Source organism: Nonomuraea sp. NPDC049400, from assembly GCF_044466425.1.
Classification (GTDB): domain Bacteria; phylum Actinomycetota; class Actinomycetes; order Streptosporangiales; family Streptosporangiaceae; genus Nonomuraea.
The window spans coordinates 1-17,838 of sequence record NZ_JBITMP010000096.1 but is presented as its reverse complement, the minus strand read 5'-3'; the positions used below and the strand labels follow the sequence as shown (position 1 = coordinate 17,838).

Genomic DNA, 17,838 nt, shown 5'->3' with positions numbered 1-17,838 from the left:
ATGCTCAAACGCCAAATGTTCGGCCGCGCGAAACTCGACCTGCTACGCAAACGCACCCTGCGTTCCGCCTAGATCACGCAATCTGCGACAGAGCCCGCAGCTTCACGTGGATGGCGTCGATGAAGATCACCGGGTAGACGGGATCGAGCGGCCGGTTCTGCCATTCGGCCATGCCGTCCAGCACCTTGTCGGTGATGGTGGAGATGGTCTGCTTGGACACCTCGGCGCCATAGACCTCGGCCAGGTGCGCGGAGATCTCCCCGGTGGTCAGACCCTTGGCGGCCAGCGAGATGACCATCTCATCGACGCCGGACAACCGCCGCTGCCGCTTGCGCACGATCTTCGGCTCGAAGCTGCCGTCCCGATCGCGTGGAACGGTGATCTCGACCGGCCCGACGTCAGTGATGACGGTCTTGGAACGGGCGCCGTTGCGGGTGTTGCCCGTCTCGTTGCCGGAGCGTTCGTGCTTGTCATGGCCGAGATGGTCCGTAATCTCGCCCTCCAGGGCGGACTCCAGCACTAGCTTGGTCAGCCGGCCCAGTAGCCCGTTCTCGCCGACCAGCTCCATACCCTCGGCCCGGGCCTGGTCGACCAGCCTGGCAACCAGTTCCTGATCCGTCGAGTCCTCCGGCTTTTTACGCGCCACCGCGGCGTCCTCCAGGTCGATCTCCGTCGATGCCTGGATCACAGTACTCATCAGGTGTGTCCTCCATGATCAGGAGTTACACCGTTGTTCTTACAGTCCCCGTAGCGGACTAATCGCCAGGTCGGCAGGCCCCGGTGGCGGCGTCGTTCGCGATCCTGCCGACTCGCCATCGCCCGTGCCCAGTGCTCGGCGGCGAAGTCGTCGAGCACCGACAGGGCGATGTTGGCCAGCAGGGGTGACAGGATGCCACCTTGCGGTGTTCCGGAGGTGGTCTCGTTCCGTTCGCCGAGCTCGGTCATGATCCCGGCTTTGAGGAACGCCTTCACCAGCGCCAGCAGCCGCTTGTCCTTCACCCGCGCCCGGATGCGGTCCATCAGGGCCGCGTGATCGATGCGGTCGAAGCACGCCTCGATATCGGCGTCCAGCACCCAGCGGTATCCCTGGGAGCCGAACAAGTGAATCTCGGCGATCGCGTCGTGCGCGCGCCGGTTGGGCCGAAACCCATACGAACACGGATGGAAGTCCGCCTCGAAGATGGGCTCCAAGACCAGCTTCAGCGCGGCCTGCACCACCCGATCGTTGATGGTCGGGATCCCCAGCCGGCGCAGCTTCCCGCCGGTCTTGGGGATCATCCGCTCCCGCACTGGCAGGGGCCGGAAGGTTCCCGCCTTCAGTGCCGAGCGGATGCGGTTCAGGTGCGCGCGGACCCCAGCGGCTTCGACGTCGGCGGCACGCATGCCGTCCACGCCCGCCGTCCGGGCTCCGGCGTTGCCCGCGACCCGTTCGAAGGCCATCACCAAGGTGGCCGGGTCGCAGACGAAGTTGAAGACATCGTCGAACCGGAAGCCGTGATCGGCTAACGCCCAACGGTGCAGTTTGGTCTGCATCTTCCGTACCCGCGCCTCAGCGGCCAGCGCCGAAGGCCACGTGACCGGGGTATCCACCCCGGATTCTCCGGACATTGCAGCACCTCCCTTGCGATCTCGCTGCCGCCCTTCCCCATGTGCCGGGCTCTCCCCGGCTCGGAGTACTACGGCGGCTCCGCCCCTCCCACGGCCTGATCGGCAGACGATGTGCCCAGCCCTGCTCGCCCGCGCTGGTCGCGTAGGCGATGGGCGAGGCCGGGGAGGTTCCCATGTTCACTGATTGATCGCTCGTCGGAGTAGGCACCCGGCTATACCCCCGCGGCATCGCCACGGCTACCCCGCAGCACTTCACCGTGGCCTCCCGGATGGTCTGGCATCCACCACCCGGAAGTTGCCGCCCTGGAACAGAGGCGAGCACGCACCGCAACCAGCCCAGATCCGCCAGGTTCGAGCTGATGTCACCTTAGGAGGCTTCACGCACCGGTTCCTCTCGTATACCTCTCCGTCTCGCTCGCCGGACCCGCGCCATCTGGCAGTCCTGACACGTCCCGGCTTTGTCGGGGCCGCTTGCCACCCTCCCCGGCATCTCCCGGGTCGGGCTGCCCCCAGCTTCACCGCCCTGCTGCGACAGGACGGCGGCGAAGTAGGGGTCGGACCGGGGCGCGCTGCTGGCCTTGTGACCAGCCCGTTTCCCCGGCCCGCCCTCCGCACCGGACATGCGACTCTCACCGCATCCGGCGCTCCACGGACTCCCTTGGGGACCGCGCGGTTCACACCGTCGCGGCCCTCGCCCACGGTGTCGGGATGCTGTATCCGCGCCAGCGATAGCGGGTCACCTTCACCCGCTGCGGGACGAACAGCGTGATCCCGTCCTCCACGGGCCGCCAACCGGGCTCGCCGGTCAAGTAGCGGCGCCGCAGAGTCCTCCAGTCGATCCCGGGATGCTGCTTCCTCAGCCACAACGTCACTCGACGCCAGCAGAAGTCGTCGAGATAGTGGAACGTGGCTGTGGACGACCCGAACCGGAAGTAGTAACACCATCCCCGCACCGCCGAGTTGAGCTGGCGGAGCAGGTCGGCGAGAGTGCGTTGACCTCTCTTGTTCGTCATCGCCCGCACCTTGCCCGTGATGGAGGCCAGTGCCTTCTTCGACGGATAGGTGTAGACGTAGTGCTCGCTGGTGCCCTTCTTGCGCCTTCGCTGGATGTGAAAGCCGAGAAAGTCCAGCCCCTCGTCGATATGGCAGACGCGGGTCTTGGCCTCCGACAGGCGCAGCCCCAGCGGGGCGAGCACGGTCGTGACCTCCTCCCACAGCGCGTCCGCGTGAGCTCGGGCGCCGCACACCATGATCAGAAAATCGTCCGCGTAGCGGACGATCCGGTATGTGGCACCTCCGCGTCGGCGGTGTGCTGTTCGTCTGCCGCCGTTGCCGTGAGCGTCCCACTTGGCACAGAAGTGTTCATCCAGCGCCGAGAGGGCGATGTTCGCCAACAGCGGTGAGGCGATGCCGCCTTGGGGTGTGCCGGTGTTCGTGTCCCTGGTCTCACCATCGGCGGACATGATGCCCGCCTTCAGGAACGCCTTGACCAGGGCGAGAACCCGCTTGTCTCCGACTCGTCGGCGCATCCGCTCAAGGAGAGCGGAGTGTGCGATGTTGTCGAAGCACGCTTCGATGTCCGCATCCAGCACCCAGTGGTAGCCCTTGGTGCCGAAGTGGTGCACCTCAGCGATCGCGTCATGGGCTCGTCGTTCGGGGCGAAAACCGTAGCTGACCGGCTTGAATGACGCCTCGAAGATCGGCTCCAGAACCAGCACGAGCGCGGCTTGCACGAGCCTGTCCATCGCGGTGGGAATCCCCAGCCTCCTGAGCTTTCCCCCGCTGCCCGGCTTGGGGATCATGCGCTCCCGCACTGGCAGAGGGGTGAATGTGCGGGCCTTCAACTGCTCCCGCGTGTTCTTCAGGAAGGCCACGATGTCGGCGTCATCGGCGATGAAGGCCGGGATGACCCGGTCCACGCCGGCGGTGTGCGCGCCCTTGTTGCCCCTCACCCTCTCCCACGCGACGGTGAGGAAGTCGGGGTGATGGACAAGGTTGTAGAGATCATCGAACCTGCGGTCGGGATCATCGACCGCCCATTGGTGCAGCTTGGTCTGCATCCGTCGTACCCGCAGCCAGGCCCCATCGGGGTCGGGCCACAGATCACCGGTATTCACCAGCGTCTCCGTCCCTTGCAGTTCCTCAACTACTTGAATCCGCTGGGCTGCTTCGCCATGTGGACGGCTTTCCCGCCCCCGGACTACTACCAGCCCTCCGCCCCACCTCGGGCCGTCGGCGGACGTCGCGCCTTCCCGCCCCATCGCACCTGGAGAGTGCACTGAGACGAAAGCTTCGAGGTGGTTCCCACGTTCACTGTGATCCGCTTGTCGGGTGAGGCGGCCAGCTTTGCCCCTGCGGCATCGCCACGGTTACGCCGCAGTCCTTCTCCGTGTGGCCTCCCGACCGGCAAGATCAATCCGATCCAGGAGTTCCTGCCCAGACGGGCAGTGCGCACCGCGATCCAGCCCAGATCCACCGGGTTTGAGCTGGCGGAGGTCTTGAGGGGCTTTACACCGCTGGTTCCTCGCGTCCACCTTCCCGTCTCGCTTGCCGGACCCGCACCGTCCGGTAGTTCCGGTGCGTCCCGTCGTTGTCGGGGCTGCTCTCCACCAGACCCGGCCGACTCGCCGGGCCCAGCTACCCCCTGCTTCTGCCGTCCCGCTGCGACGGGACGACGGTGCGGGCCTCACACCCGCACGCGGATCATCAGCGCCTCGTGGCGCACGGTCTCTCACCTCCACTCGATCAATCAGCGCCTCACGGCGCACGTGCCACAGGGCACTGGTGGGCCGCTGGCGAGGTGTCCGCGCGGAGCACGGGTCCTTTTCCTGCGGCCCCCAGCCCGAACGACGCATGCGACTTTCACCGCACGTCGCTCTCCGGTGACTACTGCGTGAGCTGCGGTTTCGGCTGCCCTGTGTGGATGGAGTCATGGCAGGTCCGGCAGACCACGAGGGTCTTGCGCCGTCGCCTGGCCATGAGTTCCGCCCATGCGGGTTGCGGCCGTCCCGGCCGGGTGAGGTCAGCGAGGCGTCGGACGTGGTGCACCGAGATGCCGTCGTCGGCTTTGCAGGGGGGCAGCCCAAGTACGGGAGAAAGGGGCAGTGGGCTGCTGAACTGCTGGTCAGAGGGGGTTTTCCTCGGATGGTGTGACCCTGCGCTTTGGTTGATTGCGGTTCGGTGAACAAGGCGTCCGGTGGAGTTGATCGTCGCTACGGTTTCGGCGTCTGGACGCCGGGAGCGAGGCGAGGGACGGCCTTGGGATGACGTGGATCGAGCGGACCGCCTATCCGCAGTTCAAGCGGCTGACGTCGGCGCGGGTGCTGCATGTGTTCTTCACGCCGTCGACGGAAGAGGTGGACTGGGCTGAAAAACGGACAGGCAGCCCGGAGTCGTGCTTCGCGCTGGTGCTGGCGTTGAAGTGCTTCCAGAAGATGGCGCGCTTTCCGTCCCCTGACGAGATCCCCGACGTGGTGATCGACCACGTCCGGCGCTGCCTGGAGCTGCCCGAGGACGTCTGGCCAGATCATGGCTCCTCCCGCAGCGCGAAGGCGCATCGCAAGCTGGTGCGCCAACGTCAAGGCGTGAAGTACGACGCGGGCCGGGCCAGGGCGATCGCCGCAGCGGCGATCCGGAAGGCGGCCCAGGCCAAGAACAACCCGGCGGACCTGATCAATGTGGCGATCGAGGAGTTGCTCCGGCTCCGGCTGGAGCTGCTTGGGTACACGACGCTGGAGGACCTGGCCACCAGCATCCGCGCCGAGGTGAACGCCACCATCTTCGCCACGATCCTGCAGCGGATGGGCGAGGCCGGCCGGGCCCGGATGGAGGGTCTGCTCGTCGTCGGGCCGGACGGCAAATCGACGTTCAACCGGCTCAAGAAGCCCGCCCAGCGGGCCACCTGGTCGCGATTTCGTGACCAGGTGAAATGGTTGGATCAGGTGGACGCGCTCGGCGACACCGACGCCTGGCTGGAGGGCATCGCGCCGTCGAAGATCGCCGACTTCGCCGGTGAGGCCGACGCCCAGGACGCCGACACCTTGTCGCGCTACGACCCCGTCAAGCAGGTGGCGTTGCTGGCCTGCCTGACGCACACCGCCCGAATGCGGGCCCGCGACGACCTGGCCGAAATGCTGTGCAAGCGCATGGCCTCCCACGTCAAACGAGCCACGGCGGAGCTGGAGGAGATCCGCGCCCGCCAGCGCGCCACCAGCGAGCGGCTGATCGGCACCTACCGTCAGGTGCTGGAACGTCTCGACCCCGGCAGCGACACCTCGGCCGCCGGACACGAGGCGGTGGCGCGAGCCGTCGAGGCGGTGACCTCGTGCGCCGCGGGCGCCGGGCAGGTCCAGGCGCTTGGCGAGATGCTGTCGGCTCTCGTGGTACAGGCCCACAGCGTGCAGACCGTACGGGCGGCGGTGGAACAGGCCGGCGGGTTCGCCGCCCAACTGGCCGACATCGAGGAGGTCGCCGCCTTCCACGGCGACGCGCACGAGCTGCTGGTGTACCGGTTCTTCAAAAAAGACCGGCCGGCGCTGTTCGAGCTGGCGGGCAAGCTGCGGCTGAAAGCCACCTCCAGCGACGATTCCGTGCTGGCCGCGCTGGCGCACGCCCGCGAGCACTCACCCAGCGCCGCGACTTCATCCCGCTGCCCCCGGCGGTGGAGGAGGACGCTCCGGAGTCGGGCATCGCGTTCGCCTCGGGCAACTGGCGGCGCGCCGTGACCGACCGGCGCCGTCCCGGCATGGTGGCGCGCCGGCATTTCGAGGCGATGGTGTTCTGCTACCTGGCCGAGGAACTGCGCACCGGCGACGTGGCCGTGCTCGGCTCGAACGAGTACGCCGACTGGGGCGCCCACCTGCTGCCCTGGGAAGAATGCCAGCCGAAACTGGCCGCCTTCTGCGAGAAGGTCGGCCTGCCCGACACCCCCGCCGGCTTCGTCGCCCACCTCAAGGACGCCCACCTGAGCGCGGCCGCGCATCTGGACGCCGGCTACCTCGACAACGCCGACCTGGTCATCGACGAGGGCGGTGTGCCCACCCTCAAACGCCGCCGCGGCAAGGGCAGCGATGCCGAGGCCGAACGGCTGGCGGCCGAGATCGAACGGCGCATGCCCGAACGCTCGCTGCTGTCGATCGTCGCGCGCACCGCCCACTGGCTCACCTGGTATCGCCACTTCGGCCCGGCCTCCGGCTCCGACCCCAAGATCAAGGACAAGCTGGGGCGGTACTCGCTGGCGGTGTTCACCGGCGGGATCAACATCGGCCCGTACGAGGCGGCCAAGCACATCGCCGGCGTCACCGCCCGCGAGCTGTCCATGGTCCGCAACCGGCACATCACCCTGAAGAAGCTGAACGCCGCGATCGCCGATGTGGTCAACGCCTTCGCCGAACTGGACGTGATCAAGGCCTGGGGGGACGGCAGCAGCGTGGCCGCCGACGGCACCCAGGTGGACACCAACATCGACAATCTCCTGGCCGAGACCAGCATCCGGTACGGAGGATTCGGCGGCATCGCCTACCACTACATCTCCGACACCTACGTGGCGCTGTTCTCCCGGTTCATCCCGTGCGGGGTGTGGGAGGCGGTGCACCTGATCGAGGGGCTGCTGGCGAATGCCTCCGACATCCAGCCCTCCACCGTGCACGCCGACACCCAGGGCCAGAACTTCCCGGTCTTCGCCCTGGCCACGTTGTTCGGGTTCGACCTGATGCCACGCATCCGCAACTTCAAGGACCTGATCTTCTTCCGCGCCTCCGAGAAGATCGCCTACCCGCACATCGACCAGCTGTTCGGCGAGAGCGGCCGAGGCGTCATCGACTGGAAGCTGATCGACAAGCACTGGATCGACCTGATGCAGGTGGCGATCTCCATCAGCGAGGGCCGGCTGAGCTCAGCCACGCTGATGCGGCGGCTGCGGTCCAACTCCCGCAAGAACCGCATCTACAAAGCCTTCCGGGAGGTCGGCCGCAGCGTACGCACCGTCGCCCTGCTGCGGTATCTGGCCGACCCGGCGCTGCGAGCGCGCGTCACCGCGGCGACCAACAAGGTCGAGTCCTACAACGGCTTCTCCAAGTGGCTCGGCTTCGGCGGCGTGCTGGCCGACAACGACCCCGAAGAGCAGGAGAAACTGATCAAATTCAACACCCTGCTGGCCAACCTGGTGGTCTTCCACAACGCCCTGGACATCTCCGACATCGTGCGGCAGCTCGTCGCCGAGGGCTGGCAGATCACCGCCGACCAGCTCGGCCAGATCGCCCCCTACCTGCGCGCCCACATCAGCCGCTTCGGCGCGTACGCCACCGACGAGCTCCGTCATCGGCCGGATCCGTTCGACCCCCTGCTGAAAGAGGTCGACTTCACCGACGTCGAGCTGGCCGCCTGATTTTCGGCGTGCCGATGGCTTTTGATCATCGTGTTGCCTCGTGCCTCGTGCGGCGCGGTCAGCCTGGAGCGTTCCAGGGTGAGGGGCTGTTGCCGCTGGGTGCGCCATTCGGCCGTCAGTACGGTGGCGTCGTCCTGCAGCCGGCCGCGCTGGTGTGCCAGGATGGCCTGGATCAGGCGGCGCAGGGTTTCCGGGGCCGACACGCCGTCGGCCTCGCGGCGGATGATGAAGTCGATGAAGCGCTCCAGCCCGAACAGCTCCCCGCTCGGGCTCTGGGCCTCGATGATGCCGTCGGTGTAGAACAGCAGCCGGTCCCCGGGTTCGAGCTGGTAGTGCAGCAGGCCGGTGGACAGGTCCAGGCCGAGACCCATCGGTGGGTCGGGCACGCTGGTCAAGGTGGCGACCTGCTGGCCGCCTCGGATCACCAACGGCGGATGGTGACCTCGATTGACCCAGGTCAGCCGGCCGGTCCGCAGATCGAGATCGGCCAGGACGCCGGTGGCGAAGCGGCCGGTGACCTGCTCGGCGATCGCCGCGTCGATAGCCTCGCTCGTCGCGGGCAGGTTCGTGCCCTGGCGGCGGCTGGTGCGAGCGGACCCGATGGCGATGGTGGCGGTGAGCCCGGCCGCGGTGTCGTGCCCCATCGCGTCGAAGATCGACACATGCAGGGTGTCGCCGTCGATCGCGTAGTCGTAGGCATCTCCGCCCACCTCGTAGGCCGGCTCCAGCGCGGCGCTGACCACCACCCTGTCATCGGCGAAGGCCCCAGGCGGCAGCAGGTTCCACAACACCTCGGCCGACAGCGTCATCGGCCGGGCACGGACCAGGCGGGCGTAGGAATCGCTGTAGGGGCGCTTGCTGATCAGCAGCAGCGAGACGAGCGAGGCCAGCCGGCCGGCCAGCAACGCCGCGGCCTCAGATCCCCGCTGCACGCTCACTCCCAGGACGCCGACCCGTTCGGTGCCGCTCAGCAACGGCACCCATAGTCGCTGCGGCCCCTCGCCGGCCGGCGAGGCAGGGACGCTCTCAGGAGCGGCGGGATCCATCACATGCCGGGCCTCGACGATCTCCACGCCGCGGAAGGCGCGCCCGGCCATGGTGGCGTCGATCCGGATCGCCTCAAGCCGCTCGCCGTACACGTCGCGCTGCCCGGCCAAGGGCACCAGCAGCTGCTGCTGCAGGTCAGCTACGTAGATCATCGTCTGAGAGAAGCCGGCCAGCCGTCCGTACGCGGCGACCAGGCCCGGCAGATCCTCCATCGCGGACAGCTGAGTGGCGTCCAGGAGGCCGCCCAGCATCCGCTCACCATCACCCGTCACCTTGACGCCTTCCCCCTGGAGCCTCTCCCCTCACAATAGATCGTCTCCCCCATGCGGAACGAGCTCCTTTCAAGCGTGCTGACCAGGGCTAACGTCTCCCGGGCGTGCTGGGGCGGGTGCTGGTGCGCAGTGTGTGCTTGCCGGCCACCATGCGTGGGTGGCCGAGGACGTCAGCGGGCTGCCAGTGCACGTGGGTGGCCCAGCCCAGGCGTTCGAACAGGCCAATGAGCGCGGCCGAGGGGTCGATCTGGCGGGAACCGCGGCCGTGCCGGGCGCAGCCGGGCTGGCTGTGGTGGCCGTTGTGCCAGCTTTCGCCGAAGGACAGCAGGGCCAGCGGCCACAGGTCGGTGGAGCGGTCGTGGCGGCGAGTGGTATGCGGCCGCTCACCGATCATGTGGCACAGGGAGTTGACGCTCCAGGTGACGTGCTGCAGCAGGGCGATGCGGACCAGGCCGGCCCAGATGAATGCGGTCAGCCCGCCGTACAGGCCGCCGCTGATCGCCCAGCCCGCCGCGAACGGCAGCAGCAGGGAGACGGCGCACCAGGCGGGGAAGGCGCGCGAGATCCGCAGCATGACCGGATCGTTGCGCAGCAGGTCGGGGGCATAACGTGTGGCCGAGGTGGGCTCGCTGGAAAACAGCCAGCCCAGGTGGGCGTGGGCCAGGCCGCGCAGTTGCCCGCCCAGACCGGCGCCGTAGCGGTAGGGGGAGTGCGGGTCGCCCGGTTGGTCGGTGAAGGCGTGGTGACGGCGGTGGACGGCCACCCAGTCGATGAGGTTCCCCTGAAAGCTCATCGACCCGGCCACCGCCAGGACGACGCGCAGCCACGGGCGGGCGGTGAAGGAACGGTGGGTCAGCAGCCGGTGGAAGCCGACCGTCACCCCCAGCCCGGTCACCACGTAGAAGACGGCGGCCAGCAGCAGGTCGGTGAGAGTGATCCCGCTTCCCCACGCCAGCCAGATGCCGACGCCCAGCGCGAGGAACGGCGCGATGACGATCGCCGCGGTCAGCGTCACCGGGACGATACCGGCCCGCGCGGGCGCAGCGGGCCGGGGGAACGGCGCATGGCCGTCATAGCCCGCCTCGGCGGCGGTGCGGGTGGTGGCCGGCATGCCGGTCACGCCATGACCGGGAAGCGGCGGTCCAGCCCGGTGATGCGCAGCAGCCGGGCCACGCGCGGGGGAACACCGGTCAGAGCCAGCGTGATGCCCCGTGTCCGGGCACGACCTTGCACGCCGACCAGCACGCCCAACCCGCCTGCCCCGCAGAAGGTAACCCGGGACAGATCCACGACGAGCAGGTCGGTGCTGTGGTCGAGGGTGCTGATCAGCCTCTGGCGCAGCCGGGCTGTGGTGAAGATGTCGATGTCCCCCGACAGATGCACGAGGGTCGGCGCCGAGGCGCTCACCCCCGCGAGCGGGGCGATGTCGATGACGGTCATGAAATGTCTCCTCACGGGAGAAGCTGAAAGGTGATGAGATGCCTGCCGGCCGGAAAGCCGGCCTGCTGCCAGAACGGGCGGCTCCTGAACCGTTCGATCCGGCGGGAGGCGACCGGGTTACGCGGGTCCTGACGGTCGTGCGATGGAGGAGCACACCTCCTGGTCGGTGACCGACCCGCCCTCGTTCTCCCAACAGGCCAAGCTGCCGGCGGCCATCGCGCACACAGGCGCGGCGGGCTCTGGCGGCAAACGCGTGAGGATGAGGATGTCATCGGCAGTCAAACCGGCGGTGTCGTGTGCGGTGAGCTTGAGCGTGGCCTCGGCGGAACAGGCGGCGGTGCTCGGCGGGATGACCAGCAGGGCGACCGGCTCCGCAGTGGCGAAGAACAGAACGACCACATGAGGGTCGGCGTGGCGGAACCCGCCGATACGAACCTGCCGCCCGCGTGCCGGGATCCGGCGCGGGATGCGCTGCCACGCGTCCCGGGACACGCCGACCAGCAGCGTGGTCCGCCCCAGCCGCTGGTCGACGGCGGCGATGAGACCGGGCAGCTCGGCGGCCGCGTCGCGGGAGTATGGCCACCAGGCCCCGTCCACCACGGCTCGTCGGTCCAGCACCGGATGGAGACTGAGCCGTAGCGCGGAATCGACCCGAGGGATCGCGGGCGAGGCGGGGCTGAGCGGTGCCGGTTGAGAAAGAAGCGTCGGCGTCATGGTCGCCTGACCTGTCCAGGCCCCCGAAGAGGCCGGTGGTGGTTCGCCGGGGGCGACGCCGACCTGAATGCCAACGCTCGAAAAGACCTCGGTGTCTTCACTCTACCTCGTACTTCCGGAATTCGGCAATTCCGGAAGTACACTGTGTGGGTGACTTCCGGAAACACATCCTCAGGGATCACGCAACCGGCCGGAGCAGCTTCCGGAAACACGGGCCGGTCGCGGGCCGTGCCACTCTCCGCCCCCCACGCCGCCGTCCTGGCCGACTACACCGCCGCACTCGAGCGCGCCCCGCTGGCCGACTCCACCAGGACCAAGTACGCCTCCCGGCTGCGCGGCTACCTGGCCTGGCTGGCCGACCAGGCCGACGCCGGCGCTCTGGACGGCGACCCGCTCACCGACCCCATCGCCGCCACCGGCGCGGTACGCGACTTCCGCCGCCACCTCAAAAACGGCCGCCGCGCCCCCAACACCATCGACACCTACCTGTCGGCCATCGACGACTTCTACACCCGCCGCGGCCTCGGCAAACCCCAGGCCCGCCGCGAACGCGACACCCGCCGCACCGCACCCCGCGCCCTGGACACCCGGCGCACCCGCCGCTACATCCGCCACGTCCAGCTCACCGCCACCCCGCGCGACAAGGCCATCGCCCTACTGCCCTACTACGCCGGCCTGCGCATCTCCGAAGTCGTCGGCCTCGACCTCGCCGACATCCGCCTCTCAGCCCGCAAGGGCGAACTACGCATCCGCGGCAAAGGCCGCGACGGCGGCAAGATCCGCCTGCTGCCCATCCACCCCGACCTGCGCCAGGCCCTGACCAACTGGCTGACAACTCGCGCCGATTGGAAGGGGGCCGGCACCCACACCGCGGTGTTCCTCAACCACCGCGGCGGCCGCCTGAGCGACCGCGCCGCCCGCGACATCATCACCGGCCTCGGCGACGCCGTCGGCCTGGGCGACGACCCCACCGAACCCTTCAGCCCGCACGTCCTGCGCCACACCTTCGCCACCCAGCTCATCCGCGACGGCAAAGACCCCATCCTGGTCGCTGAACTCCTCGGTCACGGCTCGCTGGACACCACCCGCCGCTACGCCCTGCCCACCGAAGCCGACAAGGAAGCCGCCTTGGACGCCCTCATCACCGACCACTGACCAGAGCAACAAACCGGTTCGGAGCGAGTGCCGCAATTGTCACTCCCGTATCCCAGCCCGGCTGGAGGGCACCGCGTCCGCGCCACGGTAGGCGAATGTGGAGGGCAACTGCCTACAGCGTTCGACCCTGGGCAGGGGCCCCTTGCGGATGCTGGCGAAAGGAGCCGGCCGTGCCTGAGAATGTCGCACTGATCATTCGATTCCACCTGATGGGCGGCGAAGACGTCTCCGTGATCAGCGGGGACTTCGACGGAGAGCCGGAGGCAGTGGCGGCGATCGCTCGTGCTATGGACGAGCGGCGCAGCCTGGTATTGATGCGAGCGAGATATGATCGCGAAGCCGACGTTAACGGCATAGTCATCAACCTCGCCAACGTGGTGTCGGCGCGTGTGTCGAAGACAGACAGCGCCGAGGCGGGCCAGTACCTGTAGCAGCGGGCGTGCCCCAACACGCCCTGACAGTGGCCAGCCGGACGCGGTCGTCGACGGTGGCACGTCGGTGACCGAAGCAGCGGATCTCCCGGTCAAACCGCGTACGCCGAAATCGAACGGGCAACGTCACAGGTCATAGCGTCACTGCCCCTTTCTCTCGTACTTGGTCTGCCCCCCTTGCAGATCTCGCACCGGTTCGCCAGGAGCCGGGTGATCAGCTCTTTGTGGCGGATGGTGCCCGGGACCAGGACGCGGTCGGTGATGGCCGCGTCCTTGTTGCGCCGTAGTGGAATGCCTCCGAACCGTGCGACCAGTGGCTTCCTGCCGCTGCGTTCGATCCTGGCTTCGAAGCACTTGCGCGGCCCGTGCGGCGTGGCGATGGTGGCCGCGTATTTGCGGGCCGTCTTCGCCACCGACGAGCGGTGCTTGTTGGCCAGAGTCTTCAGCAGCGAGGTCTCCATGACCCAGCCGAGCCGGTGGAGACGATGGACGTTTCCGGCCAGCAGGTAGTACTGGACGATGCCCCGCCACTCGGCCCCGTAGGTGTTGACGATGGTGTGGTCGTCTTCGTTGATCAGACGGGGCCTGCTCTCGGGTTTGCCGCGAGACAGGTAGGGGGTCTTCTTGGCCTTGATTACCGATGCCGGCACCTTGAGGCTGACGACGCCATTGGCGCTGCGCCGGCCGCGCGTGACCTTGCGGTCGTTGTGCAGCACGATGATCTCATAGCCGAGGAAACGCGCCGCCTGGGTGCGGGCGTGCGTAATCAGTGTCTTGTCCGCCGACAGCTCCAGGGCGAGTTCGTCGCGCAGGAACGCTGTCAGGCGCTGTTTGATCTCCTCGGCTTCGGCCTTGGGTCCGGTGAACCCGAGCAGGGTGTCGTCGCAGTACCGGACGTAGCGCAGCCGCCGGAAGCCGGGATCTTGGGGATCCCCGCTGGGCATGCTCCGCAACTGCTTGCGCAACTCCCGCGCCGTGGCGTGGTCTCCGCGCTTGTGCGCCCGGTCTCTGGCGGCCCGCACCCTGGCATAGGCGGTGTCCTGCCTGCGGATCCGCCCTCGGGTGTATTGCGGGATCAGAACCTTCTCGACGAAGTCGTCCAGCCGGTGCAGGTAGATGTTCGACAGGATCGGTGAAACGACGCCACCTTGCGGGACCCCGCTCAGCGTCGCGTTCCAGACCCAATCCTCCAAGTATCCGGCCATGAGCATGTTCCGCATCAGCCGCAGGAACCGGCCATCGTGGATCCGCTCGGCCAGCGTCGAGAGCATGATCTCGTGATCGAAGCTCCCGAAGCAGTCGGCGACGTCTCCTTCGATGAACCAGGTCGTTCCGGTCCAGGTCTCGGCCACTTTCCGCAACGCGGTGTGGCAGCCTCGACCGGGACGAAAACCGTGGGACAGGTCGGAGAACGTCGGCTCGTAATAGGCATCCAGCAGGAGCCGCACCACTTCGCCGACGAGCTTGTCCGACCACGGCGGAAGGCCCAAGGGCCTGGTCTTGCCGTTCTTCTTCGGGATGTGGATCCGCTTGACCGGGCTCCACCGATACCGCTCATACCGCAGCGCCTCGATGATCGCCTCGATCTTGCCGATCGACATGCCATCCACGGTCTCCCCGGTGACCCCGGGCGTCATCGCCCCCTTGTTGGCGTAGATGCGCCCGTAGGCCAGCAGATACAACTGCGGGTTGAACAACTGCCGATATAACTCGTTCAACAGCAGGCCACGCCTGCCGCGCTCACGCAGGACACCCAGCACCGTTTCGGCGCTCTGCATTACGCATACCTCCCGACCCTGAGGTGTCCGATCACCTGGCCCCCTTCGCCCTGCGTCCGGCTCTCCCGAACTCCTTGGCCGGTCGTGACTCCGGCGACTACTACGGGGCCTCCGTCGCCATAGGACTCGCGTCCCGTAGGCGATCCCATGTTCGTCCTGGCCGTACGTGACAGCGTGACGTAGGCGTCCCACTCATCTCCTTCAATGCCCTCACTGGGCATCGCCCCGCGCTCGGAAGGTGCCCAGGCCATGGCACTAAACCCGGGCAGAGCGCGGCGTCGGCTTCGGGCGCCGATTTCCGACGGATGCGACCTTCCATCAACTGGAGATTGGGATTCAGGCAATCCAGCTTTCGCCATATCACGCGGGTCCCACGACGCGCCGCCTCCAACGCCTGAGCACGGCCGCCGCTTCAATGACATGCTGCTGTCCCCTTCACCTTTCGGATCCAGGTAAGTCATCGGACCCAGGAACCTCCTTCCAATTCCTCCCGGCTGAGCCGGGGATACGACCAGGCGCCTCATGGCGCACTGCCAGCGATCGGCGGCTTGGGTTGCCTCAGGTGCGCCGCGGGCGGCGCCTTCGGCGTAGCTGCCGGCGCGGTCGCGGCAGATGATCTGGACGCCGGGGTGGTCGGTCAGCCAGGCGGCCAGCGCGTCGGCGGAGCGCTCGTCGAGCATGTCGATGGGCCGCCGGGTGGTGATGTCGATCAGGATGGTGCCGTAGCGGTGGCCCCGGCGCAGCGCGAAGTCGTCCACTCCGAGCACCTGGGGACCAGCTTGCAGAGCGGGCTCCGGCAGGGCGCGGATGATCCGGATCAAGGTCATCCGGCTCACCGCCGTGGCCAGCCGGTCGGTGAGCCGGGCGCCTGCCCGGCCACCCAGCGCCAGCGCTATCACCCGTAACGTCTGCAGCAGGGCAGTGCTGTGGCGGCCGTAGCGCACGGTCAGCCCGGGCACCTGCTCGACGAACGTCTGCTTGCCGCATTCCAGGTTGTGGCAGAAGAAGCGCGTCACCAGCAGATGGATCAAGGTTTCCTGACCACCGATGGCGGCATCGCACAGCCGCCGTTCGTATCGGCTGTGCGCCCTCTCCGACACCCCTCCGCACGCCGGACATACCGCCTGCGACGTGCCCGTTCTGGCCTGGATCCGTACCGACTTACCGGAGCGGAACACCCGCTCGATACAGATGCCGGCCAGGTGAGGGAGAAAGACTTCCAGCAGCTCCGAGACGATCACACAACATGATCAACAAGCCGCGAGCCGAGTCCACTGGAAGATCACGGAATGTGTGCCAGACCCAAAATTCGGCCGTCGTTGACAAGGACGACCAGCACAGGACAGGTCGTGCAGACGACGCCGGTATCGATCGTGCACCCGCACCGCCGGCCTGCCACAACCGTGGCACTCCCGCAGTTCCGGCCCGGTACGAGCAACGATCTTCACGCTATCTCCCAGGTCCTCGACCTCGGAGAGAATTTCAGCAGCATCGTAGACAGCTGCGACGTGGAACCATTCGCCAACAGGCGGCTTAACGTCCGATATCGCTCCGTCCCTTGACGCCGTCGGGCTATCTGCATCTGTCAGGGTGAAGCTCAGCCCATGCACGGGGTCATTGCCGAGTTGGAATGGTGATTGATTCGTGGCGCGTTGCTCGACCAGGGTCTGCAACTTGTCGCTGTTGGACCATCGTGCCCATGCGGAGATAGTGAAGCTCTGGTCAGTTCGGAGTACCGGCCCTCCAGTGGTAGCCAGCGAAACTGGCCCATCGGATACATCAACGGTCACCAACTGCCAGCCCGACCACGCCGAAGACGTCGAGCTGCCGGGATTAACAGCGCGGGCACGCCAGCGCACCTTCCATCCATCGACCAGTTTGCCTCCAGGAACATTCACTGTTGCCTGGCTGCCTGATGCAATAGCAGGTGAGGTGCCGGTCCAGATCTGGCCGGTGCCCTGACTGGTTGCGGCTGGATCGTGTTCGATCTCGAACTCGCCAGCCAGCGTGCCGCCGATGGAGTCGGCCACGGTTGCGGCCAGTTGCGGAGTGAGCGAGCTCGTTACGGTGGCACCGTTCACCGTCTCTGCGGGGCTGATCGTCAACGCGCTCACCGAAGGCGTGGAGACTGCGGCGGTAGTAATGGTCAGCCGAGGGACCGCATCCGTGAACTCAGTATTTTCCGAAGAGGTCAGGTAGCGCCAGTTGACGACGCCGGCCTCTGTCGGAGACTGTAGCACCAAGCCGTGATTTGCTGCTCCAGCCGCCCAATCCTGGGCGATGCCGGTAACCGGCCACTCCAGGCGCGCCTCACCGCCAGAGCAGGTTGGACCATGGCCATTCTTGTTGACTGCCGCATCTTCTGTAGTCGCGGTCGGCTTGTTGGCCCAGTGCAGGTTGTCCGCACTCCAGGCCCCGGTCACACGGCGCACCTGGATGCCATCGCTAACCGCTGTACCACAAGCGGACGAATCGATATTCAGCACCGACAGCTTGGCATCAGTCACCGTCTGACCCGTGAGGCCCGTTGTGTCGAATCGCATGTACGTCCGGTTCTTCTCACTGCCAGACTGAGTACCGGCGATCATGACCTCGGCCCCCGGGTATGCCGGACTGTCCGCAGTGTCGAGGCTCCACAGCCCGACGTCGTCGCTTAACGGCACGACACCGATGGCGTCCACTCGGATCGGAAGCACAGTCGCCGAATCAGTCAAAAAGGCATAGTCCGGCTTGAGCACAAGCTCGGTTTTGCCTCCCTGGTTGACCACCTCGGTACGGACCTTACCGCGCTTGGCCAGTAGGGCCCGGCCCTTTCCGCTGCCGTCCCACATGATCGACCCTGATGCGGATGCTACGGGCTTGCCTGTGCTGTCTTTCAGTAGAAGCCGCCCTGCTTCCTCCCTTGTGAGACTCAGCCTGAATCCACTGTGTGATTCCTGGTGATCGTTTTCTGGTCCAATTCCTCCACGAGGAACGGTTCCGCAGGTGGAGGGGCTGTTTTCGGGTGT

General features: G+C 67.1%; 14 protein-coding genes and 1 pseudogene. 4 read left to right on the top strand and 11 right to left on the bottom strand.

Going from position 1 to position 17,838, the window contains the following annotated elements:
- Positions 1–94 precede the first annotated feature (94 nt).
- The 4 genes and pseudogenes from ACIBVN_RS58490 to ACIBVN_RS58475 all read right to left on the bottom strand — a co-directional run.
- Positions 95–697, bottom strand: a pseudogene (locus ACIBVN_RS58490) (transposase); the annotation flags it as partial.
- A complete protein-coding gene (locus ACIBVN_RS58485; RefSeq protein WP_397151210.1) occupies positions 697–1,533 on the bottom strand; it encodes a reverse transcriptase domain-containing protein in 837 nt (278 codons plus the stop codon). The gene ACIBVN_RS58485 and the pseudogene ACIBVN_RS58490, both read right to left, overlap by 1 nt.
- A 749-nt stretch (positions 1,534–2,282) precedes the next feature.
- Entirely contained in the window at positions 2,283–3,725 is a 1,443-nt protein-coding gene (ltrA, locus tag ACIBVN_RS58480) for a group II intron reverse transcriptase/maturase (RefSeq protein WP_397151209.1), read from the bottom strand.
- A 769-nt stretch (positions 3,726–4,494) separates the two neighbouring features.
- Complete coding sequence (locus tag ACIBVN_RS58475) at positions 4,495–4,689, bottom strand: hypothetical protein (protein WP_397151212.1); 195 nt, start codon at positions 4,687–4,689, stop codon at positions 4,495–4,497.
- A 182-nt stretch (positions 4,690–4,871) separates the two neighbouring features.
- Between ACIBVN_RS58475 and ACIBVN_RS58470 the strand changes: the two genes are divergently transcribed.
- A complete protein-coding gene (locus tag ACIBVN_RS58470; protein ID WP_397151207.1) occupies positions 4,872–6,332 on the top strand; it encodes a DUF4158 domain-containing protein in 1,461 nt (486 codons plus the stop codon).
- Positions 6,269–7,993, top strand: coding sequence for a transposase (locus tag ACIBVN_RS58465; protein ID WP_397151205.1), 1,725 nt, complete (start codon positions 6,269–6,271; stop codon positions 7,991–7,993). Before ACIBVN_RS58470 ends, ACIBVN_RS58465 begins: the two co-directional genes overlap by 64 nt.
- On the opposite strand, the gene ACIBVN_RS58460 is transcribed toward ACIBVN_RS58465, so the two are convergent.
- The 4 genes from ACIBVN_RS58460 to ACIBVN_RS58445 all read right to left on the bottom strand — a co-directional run bounded on the left by ACIBVN_RS58460 (position 7,924) and on the right by ACIBVN_RS58445 (position 11,466).
- Positions 7,924–9,312 carry a PP2C family protein-serine/threonine phosphatase gene (locus ACIBVN_RS58460; protein ID WP_397151203.1) on the bottom strand — a complete coding sequence of 463 codons (1,389 nt, stop codon included), beginning with the start codon at positions 9,310–9,312 and terminating at the stop codon, positions 7,924–7,926. The two genes, ACIBVN_RS58465 and ACIBVN_RS58460, sit on opposite strands and share 70 nt — an antisense overlap.
- An 88-nt stretch (positions 9,313–9,400) precedes the next feature.
- Positions 9,401–10,423 carry an acyl-CoA desaturase gene (locus tag ACIBVN_RS58455; RefSeq protein WP_397151201.1) on the bottom strand — a complete coding sequence of 341 codons (1,023 nt, stop codon included), beginning with the start codon at positions 10,421–10,423 and terminating at the stop codon, positions 9,401–9,403.
- Positions 10,424–10,428: 5 nt separating this feature from the next.
- Complete coding sequence (locus ACIBVN_RS58450; RefSeq protein WP_397151199.1) at positions 10,429–10,752, bottom strand: STAS domain-containing protein; 324 nt, start codon at positions 10,750–10,752, stop codon at positions 10,429–10,431.
- 117 nt (positions 10,753–10,869) lie between these two features.
- On the bottom strand, positions 10,870–11,466 hold the full coding sequence (locus ACIBVN_RS58445; protein WP_397151197.1) for a DUF5994 family protein: 597 nt from the start codon (positions 11,464–11,466) through the stop codon (positions 10,870–10,872).
- Positions 11,467–11,694: 228 nt separating this feature from the next.
- Here ACIBVN_RS58445 and ACIBVN_RS58440 point away from each other — a divergent pair, with 228 nt between their 5' ends.
- Entirely contained in the window at positions 11,695–12,621 is a 927-nt protein-coding gene (locus tag ACIBVN_RS58440; RefSeq protein WP_397151195.1) for a tyrosine-type recombinase/integrase, read from the top strand.
- A gap of 170 nt (positions 12,622–12,791) precedes the next feature.
- Positions 12,792–13,052, top strand: a complete 261-nt coding sequence (locus ACIBVN_RS58435) for a hypothetical protein (protein ID WP_090943643.1) — start codon at positions 12,792–12,794, stop codon at positions 13,050–13,052.
- Between the two features lie 92 nt (positions 13,053–13,144).
- On the opposite strand, the gene ACIBVN_RS58430 is transcribed toward ACIBVN_RS58435, so the two are convergent.
- The 3 genes from ACIBVN_RS58430 to ACIBVN_RS58420 all read right to left on the bottom strand — a co-directional run.
- Entirely contained in the window at positions 13,145–14,830 is a 1,686-nt protein-coding gene (locus ACIBVN_RS58430; RefSeq protein ID WP_397151193.1) for a reverse transcriptase domain-containing protein, read from the bottom strand.
- The gene (locus tag ACIBVN_RS58425; protein WP_397151191.1) at positions 14,830–16,071 is read right to left on the bottom strand and encodes an ISL3 family transposase; all 1,242 of its coding nucleotides are present in this window, start codon (positions 16,069–16,071) and stop codon (positions 14,830–14,832) included. Before ACIBVN_RS58425 ends, ACIBVN_RS58430 begins: the two co-directional genes overlap by 1 nt.
- 9 nt (positions 16,072–16,080) lie before the next feature.
- Positions 16,081–17,838: DNRLRE domain-containing protein (locus ACIBVN_RS58420; RefSeq protein WP_397151189.1), on the bottom strand; the 1,758-nt coding region annotated here is incomplete at its 5' end.